The sequence below is a fragment of the Pleionea sp. WD8-19 genome, from assembly GCF_055326765.1.
In genome coordinates, this window is the sequence record NZ_JBUZOU010000002.1 from 377,520 (window position 1) to 390,394 (window position 12,875).

The 12,875-nt window shown below is 44.8% G+C and carries 10 protein-coding genes and 1 pseudogene; 3 read left to right on the plus strand and 8 right to left on the minus strand.

Annotated elements, in window-relative coordinates; all coding sequences use genetic code 11:
* Nucleotides 1-85: 85 nt before the first annotated feature.
* The 5 genes and pseudogenes from ACTUJY_RS04205 to ACTUJY_RS04225 all read right to left on the minus strand — a co-directional run.
* Nucleotides 86-883 carry a TatD family hydrolase gene (locus tag ACTUJY_RS04205; RefSeq protein ID WP_463614806.1) on the minus strand — a complete coding sequence of 266 codons (798 nt, stop codon included), beginning with the start codon at nucleotides 881-883 and terminating at the stop codon, nucleotides 86-88.
* Complete coding sequence (prfC, locus tag ACTUJY_RS04210; RefSeq protein ID WP_463614807.1) at nucleotides 873-2,453, minus strand: peptide chain release factor 3; 1,581 nt, start codon at nucleotides 2,451-2,453, stop codon at nucleotides 873-875. Before prfC ends, ACTUJY_RS04205 begins: the two co-directional genes overlap by 11 nt.
* A 178-nt stretch (nucleotides 2,454-2,631) precedes the next feature.
* Entirely contained in the window at nucleotides 2,632-3,102 is a 471-nt protein-coding gene (gene rimI, locus ACTUJY_RS04215; RefSeq protein ID WP_463614808.1) for a ribosomal protein S18-alanine N-acetyltransferase, read from the minus strand.
* The gene (locus ACTUJY_RS04220) at nucleotides 3,095-3,937 is read right to left on the minus strand and encodes a uracil-DNA glycosylase family protein (RefSeq protein ID WP_463614809.1); all 843 of its coding nucleotides are present in this window, start codon (nucleotides 3,935-3,937) and stop codon (nucleotides 3,095-3,097) included. Before ACTUJY_RS04220 ends, rimI begins: the two co-directional genes overlap by 8 nt.
* A gap of 100 nt (nucleotides 3,938-4,037) precedes the next feature.
* Nucleotides 4,038-5,192, minus strand: a pseudogene (locus tag ACTUJY_RS04225) (2-isopropylmalate synthase); the annotation flags it as partial.
* Nucleotides 5,193-5,524: 332 nt separating this feature from the next.
* On the opposite strand from ACTUJY_RS04225, the gene ACTUJY_RS04230 reads away from it, so the two are divergent.
* Complete coding sequence (locus ACTUJY_RS04230; RefSeq protein WP_463614810.1) at nucleotides 5,525-5,713, plus strand: hypothetical protein; 189 nt, start codon at nucleotides 5,525-5,527, stop codon at nucleotides 5,711-5,713.
* A 61-nt stretch (nucleotides 5,714-5,774) separates the two neighbouring features.
* Here the strand turns inward: ACTUJY_RS04230 and ACTUJY_RS04235 are convergent, their stop codons facing one another.
* Entirely contained in the window at nucleotides 5,775-6,428 is a 654-nt protein-coding gene (locus ACTUJY_RS04235) for an OmpA family protein (RefSeq protein WP_463614811.1), read from the minus strand.
* Nucleotides 6,429-6,832: 404 nt separating this feature from the next.
* Here ACTUJY_RS04235 and ACTUJY_RS04240 point away from each other — a divergent pair, with 404 nt between their 5' ends.
* The gene (locus ACTUJY_RS04240) at nucleotides 6,833-9,349 is read left to right on the plus strand and encodes a two-component system response regulator (RefSeq protein ID WP_463614812.1); all 2,517 of its coding nucleotides are present in this window, start codon (nucleotides 6,833-6,835) and stop codon (nucleotides 9,347-9,349) included.
* 68 nt (nucleotides 9,350-9,417) lie between these two features.
* On the opposite strand, the gene ACTUJY_RS04245 is transcribed toward ACTUJY_RS04240, so the two are convergent.
* Both ACTUJY_RS04245 and ACTUJY_RS04250 read right to left on the minus strand, forming a co-directional pair.
* Entirely contained in the window at nucleotides 9,418-11,877 is a 2,460-nt protein-coding gene (locus ACTUJY_RS04245; protein WP_463614813.1) for an acyl-CoA dehydrogenase, read from the minus strand.
* A gap of 40 nt (nucleotides 11,878-11,917) precedes the next feature.
* Nucleotides 11,918-12,544 carry a TetR/AcrR family transcriptional regulator gene (locus tag ACTUJY_RS04250; RefSeq protein ID WP_463614814.1) on the minus strand — a complete coding sequence of 209 codons (627 nt, stop codon included), beginning with the start codon at nucleotides 12,542-12,544 and terminating at the stop codon, nucleotides 11,918-11,920.
* Nucleotides 12,545-12,757: 213 nt separating this feature from the next.
* Between ACTUJY_RS04250 and tnpA the strand changes: the two genes are divergently transcribed.
* The coding region (tnpA, locus tag ACTUJY_RS04255) for an IS66 family insertion sequence element accessory protein TnpA (RefSeq protein ID WP_463614817.1) at nucleotides 12,758-12,875 on the plus strand (118 nt) is incomplete at its 3' end.

Genomic DNA, 12,875 nt, shown 5'->3' on the forward strand with positions numbered 1-12,875 from the left:
GGATAGGGTTAAAGTTACAGCAAAGTAGCGGGCGATTCGATCTTTTGAAACGATAAACACAGTTTCTAATGTAGCATCTTATGCGCTATTCAGTAAGCTTGAAAACCTCGCACGCATTGGCCGTGGTTTGCCGGGCAATGGTTGCTGGAGATTCGGAACGAATACTGCACAATGCGCGAAAGTTATCGAATATATGTACGGGTGTGTTACGACCGACTTTACAGGTTGCCGGAGGCATATCGGGCGCATCGGTTTCCATAACTATTTGCTCAAGCGGTAAATCCGAAACCAGTGCACGCACTTTCACTGCTCGTTGAAAAGTGATAGTGCCACCAATGCCAAGCTTAAGTCCGTGATCGGCGTAGCGTTTCGCCTGATTTAAGTCACCAGAATAGGCGTGCACCACACCACCGTTATGAAAATTCAACATTCTGAGTTGTTTCAATACATCTTCGTGAGCTTTACGAACATGCAAAATAACCGGTAGTTTGGCATCTTTTGCCATATGGAGTTGATGATGAAAAAACTTTTCTTGCACACTTTGATCGGCACGTCCTTCCTGAAAGTCCAGCCCTATCGCACCGACGGCAACAATGGGACCAACCGATAACGCCAGTTCCAAATCGTGCAGGTGAGCTTCTTGATGTTGATCCATATACATGGGATGCAACCCGAGCGCGCTGTGCACCCCTTCCATTAATGCCGACAGCTGACGGATCAAACGCCATCCATCGCGCTTAACGCCCGGAATAATCATGGCTTTTAACCCATGATCACAAGCAATCTGATAAAGTTTTTTACGATCTTTATCAAATTCTGGAAAATCCAGATGACAGTGAGTATCAATCAATTCAAATTGTTTTTGTTGTTTTTTAGTGCTCACGTGTTTCAAAAAACTCCACTTCAGGGAAACGTTCTTTGGTCAGATTGAGATTTACCATTGTCGGAGCAAGATAAGTCAGGTTGTCGCCACCGTCCAGAGCCAGGTTTTCACCCGCTTTGTTTTGCAACTTTTCCAGCACCTTTTCGTCTCTGCAAGACACCCATCTTGCGGTCGCTACCGAGACCGGTTCGTAGATACACTCGACCTTGTATTCCGTTTTCAATCGGTGCGCTACTACATCAAACTGTAGCACACCGACAGCACCAAGGATAAGATCATTAGAGTGCAGAGGACGAAATACCTGGGTGGCACCTTCTTCCGACAGCTGAATAAGCCCTTTTTGCAACGCCTTGTTTTTCAAAGGATCTTTCAGTCGTACCTTTCGAAATAACTCAGGGGCAAAGTTAGGAATACCAGTAAACTTAAGCAGTTCCCCTTGAGTAAAGGTATCACCGATTTGCAAGTTACCGTGGTTATGCAAACCGATAATATCACCGGCGTAGGCTACTTCAAGGCTCGCGCGATCACCGGCAATAAACGTCACTGCGTTGGAGATTTGCTGGTCACGCTTTAATCGTACGTGATGCATTTTCATGCCTTTTTCGTACTTACCGGAGCAAATACGCATAAACGCAATTCGATCGCGATGCTGTGGATCCATATTGGCTTGAATTTTAAACACGAATCCGGAGAACTTTTCTTCGTCGGCATCAACGTCACGAGTGTGTGTTGCTCTCGGTAACGGTGCCGGAGCCCACTCTACGAAGCAATCGAGCATTTGCGATACACCAAAGTTACCCAGTGCCGTTCCGAAAAATACTGGCGTTAATCGTCCAGCAAGAAACTCTTTCAGATCAAATTCGTGACTGGCTCCTAAAACCAGCTCCAACTCATCACGCAGATCCTGCAAGTGACTGCCTAGCCGTTGTTCTGCTTCCGGATTATCCAGTCCTACGATCACCTGCTCTTCCTGAATGATATGACCTTTTCCAGTTTGATACAGATAGATTTTGTCTTGCAACAGGTGGTAAATACCTTTGAATTCCTTACCCATTCCGATTGGCCAGGTCACCGGTGCACAATTAATTTTAAGCACGTCTTCGACTTCATCAAGCAGCTCAATCGGATCGCGAATGTCACGGTCGAGTTTGTTCATAAAAGTTACGATAGGTGTATCTCGCAATCGACAGACTTCCATTAATTTAATGGTACGATCCTCAACCCCTTTACTGGAGTCAATGACCATTAGCGCAGAATCCACAGCGGTCAATGTACGGTAGGTGTCTTCCGAAAAGTCTTCATGGCCTGGGGTATCCAACAAATTTACGACGCGTTCGTTGTAAGGAAACTGCATCACCGAGGTGGTCACTGATATTCCACGCTGCTTTTCGAGCTCCATCCAATCGGATGTAGCATGTTTTGAGGCTTTGCGTCCCTTTACTGTACCGGCTTCTTGAATCAGCTTTCCATGTAATAGCAGTTTTTCGGTAATGGTGGTTTTACCGGCATCCGGGTGAGAAATGATTGCGAAAGTTCGGCGTTTTCCGACTTCTTTAGCCAGTGAAGACATAGAATTCCTGAATTGCGTGAAACAAAGCGGCGTATTATATACCCAATCAATCTGGAAATGGTGATTTCAGTGGGAATTCAAAACGCTTTAGACCAAGCACTGATTGAAGCGAAAGGCCGAAATCAACAACGTGGTATCAAGCGCATTGAAACCCACCAAAGCTAAGAAAAGTCAATCGTTATAGAGAGTAAACTTTGTCCGCTGCATCTCTTCCCATCAACACTCCATCCTCTCGTTGACCACCGATTAATGGGTAATAAGCTTTACGCACACCCAACACACGAAATCCGTTGCGTTTATACATTTGCAGCGCTTTTTCATTGGACTGACGCACTTCCAGAAATAAATGTTTCATTTGCAAGTTTTGGCATATTTCCAGCCAGAAAGAAAAAGTCGCTTGTCCCCAACCTTTACCCTGGTGACGCGGATGAATACAAATATTAAGCAGATGGCACTCATCCAATACCGATTGAAAAATCAGATGACCAATAACGTACTTTTCAGCAATGACCAGGTAAAAATTGTATTGCTCTTGCAAACTGTCGATAAACGCCTGCTTACCCCATGGAACAGGATAAGCAGCCACTTCATTGGCCAGTACTTGAGCAATATCACTGCGTGTTGCTCGACGATAAACTAACTCAGTCATGAACTAAAAATTTACCCAACTGAATTAAATCTTTCATGACCTGCTGTTTTAATATAGGCGAGGTAAAGATTTCATAAGGGTGATAGGTCACCACGACCGGGGTTCCCTCAACGGTTTGCCAGTTTTTCACTTGCCACTCACCGATGCTGCGATTTTCTCCAAGTAATAAGTTGGCCGTTTCCGCGCCCATGGCCAACAACACCTTAGGCGGTTGCTCGCTGAGCAGTTGCTTTAATGGGATGGCATCATCACTTAATGCCGTGGAAGCCAACTGTGCAAAATTACAACTTCGGAGCAAGTCCACTCCTGGCTCCTGCTGTGTCAAACATTGTAAGGCTATCAATAGATTGGCTATGGTTTTCGATGGCTGTCCCTGTCGTATAAACGATGCTGACGGCTGGCCATTTTGGTGCCGACACAAAAGAGTAAGACTTCCAGCTCGCCACGATTGACCTTTCGGAAGCACCACAAAACCACGCACATTATCGGTTGTTCGACGCTGGGCTGACTCTGAAGGCGTCGAATCCGTCTTTGCGCATGCTTCAGCCGCAGTCATCTGCCCCAGGGCTTCCCCTGAGCTTACTTTAGAAGTCGATACTCCTATCTCTTCAGCCGATGACGATTCAAGTGGAGGTAAAATAGAGTGCTGCGATAAAGACTCACTTTCAAGAGAAGTGGAATCCGACGGCATATTGTCGGGTGACACGCTGTTCGAAAGCGTTTCCGATGCGAGAGGTGCATCCATAACGTTTTCAGGCGAACGACTCGGCTCCGGTGAGCAATACACCCACTGGGTAATGCCCATGGCGGCCAAGTAAGCACTGGTATCGGTCATTAATATTTCGGGTTAGGAGTTGGCTGTCGGAATGCGCCACATCTTAACCCGAATTTTCAATATCGCAAACCTAACAAGGTTAGCCGACCGTCGAAACACTGGTATTGTCAGCCAACATCCGCAGCTGCTGGTCACTGATCCGCTGGCCTTGATCCGCCATGCGTTTAAACTGCTCAAACGCCTGTTCCAATTTTTCGTTACAGTCGAAGTGGATACCCAGTGATGTCAGTCGGTTAAAAAACGCATTACGCCCCGAGTGTTTGCCAAGTACGATTTGTTCACCACTCCAACCGACATCTTCAGCACGCATGATTTCGTAGGTTTCACGATTTTTCAAAATACCGTCTTGATGGATGCCTGCTTCGTGTGCAAATGCATTTTTTCCGACAATGGCTTTGTTGGGTTGCACCGCAAAACCTGTAATTTCAGAGACCCGCTGAGAAAGTGGTACCAGCTGAGGGGTGTTGATTGATGTGGACAAAGGGAACTGATCTCGTCGGGTGGCAACAGCCATAACGATTTCTTCCAGTGCGGCATTACCTGCACGCTCTCCCAGTCCGTTGATGGTGCACTCGACCTGACGTGCTCCTTGTTCAATAGCCGCCAAGGAATTGGCCGTAGCCAAACCTAAATCGTTATGACAATGAATGGAAAAAATGGCTTTATCCGCATTGGGCACTTTCACCATCAGTTGGCCAATAAACTCACCGAACTGATGTGGTAGACAATACCCCACCGTGTCAGGAATATTAATCGTTGATGCTCCTGCTTCAATCACTTGCTCGACAACCTGCGCCAAAAAATCGATATCGGTCCGTCCGCCATCTTCTGCTGAAAACTCAACATCATCAACAAAGCGTCGTGCATATCGCACCGCTTTAACAGCACTTTCAACAACCTGCTCGCGTGTCATGTTCAATTTGTGCTGCATATGCAATTCGGAAGTCGCGATAAATGTGTGAATGCGTTTTAACGGGGCATCGGCCAAAGAGTCAACGGCCAGATCGATGTCTTGGGTTCTAGCCCGAGCCAAACTGCAAATTCGTGTATCACGCACCGCTTTCGCAACCGCTTTAACGGCTTCAAAGTCGCCCGGACTGGCAATGGCAAATCCAGCTTCAATGACATCCACACCTAAGTTCTGGAGCAAGAGAGCGAGTTCGACTTTATCGGTTACCGACATGGTTGCACCAGGACTTTGCTCTCCATCGCGCAAAGTCGTATCGAAGATCACTAACTTATCTCGTTCAGACATGGTTGGATTTCCTTGTTACTTTGAGTTTTTATGAGAGCGTGTTTATCAATAACCGATAAAGCCCTCTCTTCATGCTAACTTCTCAACTCAGATCAACAAATCATGTTTGGATATAAGACGTGCGACGAGGTGCGTAAAAGAACTCGATGGAATAAGCTAATCGGCACTAATGGCAGGAAAGACTAAAAATGCAAAACACCCATTTATCTCAGTCTGTAATGGTTAATATCTGACACGCAAATGCGTTTTCTCTTATCGCGATATTTCAAGCTAGAGCCAATAATTGTTCACAACTTAAACAAATAGTACCGCAATACCATAAGGAGCGCGCTATGAGTGTTGAATGCAAGGATACCTTAATCCAAGCTTTAAAAATCGCTAAAGAGCAACATGAGTCTTTAGAAAAACGTTTGAATACCTGTGGGCTGATTTTAAACTCAAATGAATTACAACAAATCGCCTCATCATTAAATTCCAGGTTGTTGGAGTTACATAATCGCTATCAGCAGACTCATATGTAATTCACCCAAAAAAAAGCCACCAATAACTGGTGGCTTTTTTAGGTTTGGAGTAGTGAACGGATCAATTGGCCGCTTTAGGCTCAATTAACAATTCAACTCTTCGATTTTCAGCCCGACCGGCTGCCGTATCATTTGACGCAATCGGTCTTGATTCACCAAACCCTCGAACTTTCAAACGGTCACCACTGACTTGCTGTCGTTCTAAATAATTTGAAACACTGCTGGCTCTTTTTACCGAAAGCTCTTGGTTATAACTGTCGCTGCCTGAAGAGTCAGTATGTCCGGCTACGAGCAGAACCGACTCATCAAATTCATTCAGCACTTTGGCAACCGAGTCAAGCGTAGGATAAAAAGAACTTTGCACTTCAGAACGGTCAACCCCGAAAGTAATGTTATTTGGCATGATTAATCGAATATTGTCACCTTCACGAGCAACTTGAACGCCAGAGCCGGCCAATTCATCTCGCAACTTTTTTTCCTGCTCATCCATATAGGCCCCTATTCCCATGCCTATCAGCCCACATCCAACGGCCGCATTACGCGCTCGCTTACTGCTTTTACGCGAGCCAATCGCTCCACATACTACAGCACTAATCGCCCCAATTGTGGTCGCATTGCTGACCTTCTTTTCTCCTGTATACGGGTCGTAGGTTTGGCATGCCGATAGCATTAAAACCGCTGCTGATGCGGAAAGTACAGAATAAAAGCGTTTCATAACTACTCCAAGGTCTTTTGTTTCAAATAACATGAAAGCCGGATTGTTGACAATCAATACTCAAATGTCCAGCTCAATTCCTAATAATGCCAAAGAGTTAACAGCTTACAACTCGAAGATGAACAACCGATTAACGGCATCGAATCTCAGATTTAATTCAATGTCAGGGTCTCTATGAGCTGCTATTATAAATCTATTCAATCCGCTCTCGGAATAAACACCGAAAGGCAAGCAAAACCGAAGATGGTTTTACTTTTGACTCAATCAGAAGACCTTATGAACGACCGTGCTCAGCAGTGCTTCGATGGGTAAAATGAAAACGATTATCGACTTTAAACGCCAAACAACCTTATTCTGAGCTCGCTGGTCAATAACTTTTAGAGAGACGACGGGACATCTAACCTTTGAAGTTAATTACATTAATCGAGCCGTCCCCCACTTTGAGGTTCGGACTGAATCGATTATTACAAAAACAAGAATATAAAGTTCACAGCTTTCCCGACTACAGCACTTTTAGTCAATACGTGGAGAGCGCGCCAGACTTTGTTTCCGACTTATTAGTGGTGGGCTGGCCAAGTCGGTCACGCCAAGAACAAACCAAAGTCGCAACGATGCTGACGACAGCACCGCTCGTCAACACGCCAGCACTTGTTTTTGCTCGCCATATGCAGGAACCCAACATTGAAAGACTGTCTGACCGCCCGCATACTTTAATTCAACTTTGGAATAATTATCGCGACTGTGGCGAAATCATTAAGCAACTCGTACAACATTCCAGTCGACAACAAATAAAAATCAGTAAGGCTGCACCTGATAATGAAATACATGTATTACTGGTTGATGATTCTCGTAGTGTAAGAACCATTTACGGAAAACAATTGGAAAGGCTGGGGCTCAAAGTCAGTACAGCGGTCGATGCGGAAGACGGTTGGGAAAAACTACAACAACAACATTTTGACTTGGCCATCATCGATTACTTCATGCCAGGTGCCAATGGTGCCATGTTGTGCCAGCGAATGACCGACTCTGAAACCTATGGCGATATTATCAAAGCAGTTCTCACCGGGACCTACAAAGAAGAAATTATCGAAGAATGCATTCATTCCGGCGCACGAGAGTGCATGTTCAAAGATGAATCAATGCAATTGTTCACCGCGCGAATTCATGCCATGACGCAGCAAGTGATGGCGAATCGTACGTTGGATCAACAAAAAAACCATCTTGCTAGCATTTTAACCTCGGTCGGTGAGGGTATTTATGGAGTCAGCGATCAAGGTCAGCTCACCTTTGTAAACCCTGCTGGACTAAAAATTCTTAACTACGATTCCGAAAAAGAGTTAGTTGGACAATTTGCACACCAGATTTTTCACCACTCCGATGAGTATGGCCGACAAATTTCCAATGAAACCAATTACCTCTACCAGGCTTACCTGCTCAAAGATTCATTGAAAGACTGGGAAACCGTATTCTGGACCGCCGATAACCAACCCATTCACGTAGAATGCACCATTCACCCTTTGACTCAAGGCGATGAAGCGCAAGGCTCTGTTGTGGTGTTTAGAAACATTTCCGAACGTAAACTCATAGAAGATGAGCTCAACTGGCAACTCAACCACGATCACCTAACGCAACTGCTCAATCGAACCTATTTTGATCAACTGTTACAGCAAGAAATCCAAAGCATTAAATTTTCACAACAACAAAGTGCCTTGCTTTACATTGATCTTGATAACTTTAAATTAATCAATGACGAAGCCGGGCACGCGGCCGGCGACCAATTATTAATTACCATAGGTGAGAAAATTCGTTCTCGACTGCGCCACCGAGATCTCGCGGCTCGTTTGTCGGGTGATGAGTTCGCAGTACTGTTACACGACACACCTGCACATACCTTGGAGAGTTTGGCCAATAACTTTCGAAGTGTATTAGAAAATATAAACTTTACTGCAAAAGATAAAGAGTTTCCTGTTTCTGGCAGTATTGGCGTAACGCTTATTAATGCCGACTGCGTCGATCAAAAGAAACTCATGGCTCAAGCCGATCTCGCATGTCAAAAAGCGAAACAGAAAGGAAAAAACCAGGTTTATGTTTACGACGCAAAAAAAGATGGCAAAGACGACCATACTCCGGCATCCGGATGGCGCAGTCGAATTGAACAAGGGCTAAAATACGATTATTTTAAATTATTATTTCAACCCATATTTGAACTTAGTCAAATATCAATTGAAGCGCTTAAAAAACTCGACGAAAGTGCCGTTCAAAAGCATTTGCAAGAAAATGTAATTCCAACTCAGTATGAAGCCTTTATTCGGCTCGAACAAGAAATTGGGGAAACTTACTTGCCACGTGCATTTTTAAGTGATGCCGAACGCTTTGACCTGATTTCTCGAATAGATTACTGGACGTTGGAAAAAATAATCGATCTACTCAACACGAATTTACAACCATCTTTAATCAATATTAACCTCTCCGCACACACTCTGCTTGATCCAGAAATCAATGAAAAGCTTCTGGAACTAATGAACCAAAACGCCAATGCGATGAAGTATTTGCAAATAGAACTTAAAGAGCACCACCTATTGCATTACCGCGAACAGCTGGTTCCCATTCTTGATGCCATGAGCGAATGTGGGTGCAAATTTCAAGTGGATGATTTTGGTCGCAACTTCAGCTTATTTTCACGTATTCGTGAATTACCCATCAACGGAATCAAGATTGATGGACTCTTTACTCAAAACATTGCTTGGGATCCGGTCGATAAGAAACTAATGCACTCCATGGCAGAAGTTGCTCGTTCCGGGGGTGTTTCTACCACAGTAAAATCAATTGAAACATTGGACGCATTAATGAGTATCGAGCAAGGTGGCATTGACTTTGTTCAAGGGTACTTACTGGCAATGCCAGAAGAAAAAATGTGGTAATAATGTCTGTAATTAAAAAAGCCACGGATGCCGTGGCTTTTTTTTAATCTTACAACTTACGCCAATGATCAGGCAGCCGCTTGCTTTGTCGCTTTTTGCTCAGTAACGCCGTGTAAAATGTAATCTTTCGTATAATCGTCAACTTGAATAGCATCTGAGCGCGCTGCTTCTGCATCCAGATACAAATCGGATTCTTCCTGAGTAATTACCCCTGCCGCAACGGCAGTGGCAACCGTTTCATCCAGTGTACGTGACGATGCCAACTTGCCTTCTTTAATGGCTTTACGGAGTTTTTTGTCGACAGGTGCAGCCGCCAGCACTTTTTTAAAGGCATTTTCAATGCGACCCGCGGGATCCTGATCGGACTCACCAATGTAACTGTCTTTTGTCAATCGGTCACGAAGCTCATTGTCAGACAACATCGGTTTAACAATTTTGTGTTCCAACTTATCTGACGGCATTTTAAAGCGCGTACCGTAAGGGAACACAATCCACTTCAGCGCAGCGCCCAAACCACGCATTGGCAAGTTTTCAAAAAACTGAGTGAACGCCTTTTGAATTTCATAAAGGCTTTTTTGCAAACACCATTCGACATACGGCAAATCGGATAACGGGCGACCATTGTCCTCGTAATATTTGAGTACGGTAGATGCCAAGTACAAATGGCTTAATACATCACCTAACCGAGCTGAAAGTCGCTCCAATCGCTTCAAATCGCCACCAAATATCATCATGGATAGATCCGATACCATCGCCAAAGCAGAGCTCATTCGAGTGAGCTGTTGATAGTAACGACCGGTTTTGCCAGCGACCGGCTTTTTCACTATTCGACCCGCAGTCAAAGCCAGCGAAACCGTACGAATAAAGTTACTGACACCGTAACCAACATGACGGAAGAACAAACTGTCAAATTGATCCAAACCTTCTTTATCGTCTGGATTATTGGCGGCTTGCATTTCACGGAATACAAAAGGATGACAGCGGACCGCACCCTGACCAAAAATCATCAGGTTTCGAGTCAAAATGTTCGCACCTTCTACGGTAATGGAAATCGGCATCGACATGTAACCGCTAGCAAGATAATTTCGATCTCCCATAATGACTCCACGACCGCCATGAACATCCATTGCATCTTGGATCACAGAGCGCGCTAATTCGGTCATGTGGTATTTGGCAATAGCGGTTACAACCGAAGGTTTACAAGATAGATCAACCGCTCCTGCGGTCATAATACGCATGGCTTCCAGTTGATAGGTATTACCGGCAATTCGAGCCAGCGCTTCTTCAACCCCCTGAAAGTGGCCAATAGACGTTTTAAATTGCTTACGTAATAAAGAGTAAGCCCCTGTTAAGCGATAGCTGAGTTTTCCTGTTGCCGTGGCTGAAGAAGGTAATGAAATTCCACGACCGGCAGACAAACATTCAACCAGCATCCGCCAACCTTTACCTGCGTATTCTTTACCACCAATGATCCATTCAATTGGAATAAAGACATCATTTCCGCGAGTTGGACCATTCATAAAAGCTTGGCCCATGGGGTAGTGACGATTTCCAACTTCAACCCCTTCGTGATCGGTGGGTATCAACGCACAGGTAATGCCCAAGTCTTCGGTATCACCGAGCAATCCTTCCGGATCATAAAGTTTAAACGCAAGACCTAACACCGTCGCGATCGGTGCCAATGTGATATAACGTTTGTTCCAGCTTAATCGAATACCCAGCACTTCTTCACCGTTGTGCTCACCTTTACAAACGTAACCGGTATCGGGTATTGCACCAGCGTCTGAGCCAGCCTCTGGTGCCGTTAAGGCAAAACAAGGTACTTCTTCCCCTTTCGCTAACCTTGGCAAGTAATAATTTTTTTGCTCTTCTGTACCGTAGTGCAGTAATAACTCAGCAGGTCCTAAAGAGTTGGGTACCATCACTGATACAGACAAAGAACCACTACGTGTGGCTAATTTAGAAACAACGGTGGAATGCGCCAGTGCAGAAAAACCTTTTCCGCCATACTCTTTCGGAATGATCATGCCAAGGAAGCCTTCTTTCTTCATGTATTCCCAGGCTTCGGGCGGTAAATCTTTATCTTCGTGAATTACTTTCCAGTCGTTTACCAATTCACACAGTTTTTCGGTTTGATTATCAACAAAATCACGTTCTTCCTTCGATAACTCTGGCTTCGGATAACTGAGCATTTTATTCCAGTCTGGATTCCCTTTAAAAAGCTCGCCATCCCACCAGACATCGCCCGCTTCCAATGCGTCTTTTTCTGTTTGGTTCATCGGTGGCAATACCGATTTAAAGAGTTTAAAGATGGGCAGTGTGATTTTGTCTTTGCGCAAGTCTTCTAAAAAGTAAAGTGCAGCAAACACACCAAGTAAAATCCAGGGAATAATGGCAACTTCCCAAATCACACTCATAGCAGCAAGAACCACCGCCGCCACCACCAGCGCCGTACCAGTGCGCATGCGCTGATAGGCACTAATCCAAAGCACGATTAATAGTGCTAATATTTGTCCCAAGGTAATCATGACGTTTCTCCAAACAGCGTATTGATTAAAATTTCAAAAGTTAAGCTTTAAATCCTGCCGCAAGAAATGGCAGCAACCGCTCTAAGGTCTGCTCCAGATCCACATTTTCTTTAAAGTCCGCTTGCGCGATTTCTCTTAAGGCATCGCTTCCTGCCAATGTAAAAATCACCGTACCTAACATAAAGTGTAGACGCCAAAACATTTCGTTGGCAGCTAATTCCGGTGCGGCTCGATGCAGTTGACGGGTAAAGCGAGATAAATACTGTGCGTAATGCGTTTGAATAAAGCGCCGCATATGGCCCTGGCTTTCAGCATAGGCACGGCCAAGCAATTTCATAAAGTTAGAAGTTCCCTTTTCTCGCAACGTATTAACCGACATTAAGGGCGTCACCAGTGTGTGGAGCACCTGTTCCACACTAGGAGAGTCTGCCTGTTGCTCAAGGGGCAGCAACTCAAGATCCAGCGCTTTAACAAACTTTTGTAAAAAACGGTCGAACACCGCCTGAATCAAAGACTTTTTAGAACCAAAGTGATAATTCACCGACGCCAAATTGACATCGGCTCGGTTAGTAATGGTACGCAAACTGGTTTCCGCAAAGCCGCGATCGGCAAACAAACTTTCTGCAGCATCCAGTATTCGGTCTTTGGTGGACTGTCGGTTATTCATAACTTAGTCGTTCTGTTTGCGTCTCAGACCAACCAAAGCTCTGGTAATCCAAGAATAATGTAAACACTTGTTTGAAACATACGTTCAATTCATAATCTTGTCAAGCCAACGAAAGCGACTAGCTGCATTTATCGGTAAGCGTCCAGCAAAACACACCTATCCATAAGTAAGATTAATTCTTACTCTCCTGAACTTTTAGCCAGGAGACATTTCATGATTAAGCGAACCCAAGAAGAATGGTTGCAATTGTTTGCCGAACATGAAGCCAGCGGATTGAGTGCCAATGCCTTTTGCCGCGAAAGAGCTTTGTGCAGTAAACATTTCTCCAAAC

What these genes read in the sequence shown, in the direction of transcription:
- prfC (WP_463614807.1), bottom strand. Translation starts at nt 2,453, where the DNA reads ATGTCTTCACTGGCTAAAGAAGTCGGAAAACGCCGAACTTTCGCAATC.
- rimI (WP_463614808.1), bottom strand. Translation starts at nt 3,102, where the DNA reads ATGACTGAGTTAGTTTATCGTCGAGCAACACGCAGTGATATTGCTCAA.
- ACTUJY_RS04220 (WP_463614809.1), bottom strand. Translation starts at nt 3,937, where the DNA reads ATGACCGATACCAGTGCTTACTTGGCCGCCATGGGCATTACCCAGTGG.
- ACTUJY_RS04230 (WP_463614810.1), top strand. Translation starts at nt 5,525, where the DNA reads ATGAGTGTTGAATGCAAGGATACCTTAATCCAAGCTTTAAAAATCGCT.
- ACTUJY_RS04235 (WP_463614811.1), bottom strand. Translation starts at nt 6,428, where the DNA reads ATGAAACGCTTTTATTCTGTACTTTCCGCATCAGCAGCGGTTTTAATG.
- ACTUJY_RS04245 (WP_463614813.1), bottom strand. Translation starts at nt 11,877, where the DNA reads ATGATTACCTTGGGACAAATATTAGCACTATTAATCGTGCTTTGGATT.
- ACTUJY_RS04250 (WP_463614814.1), bottom strand. Translation starts at nt 12,544, where the DNA reads ATGAATAACCGACAGTCCACCAAAGACCGAATACTGGATGCTGCAGAA.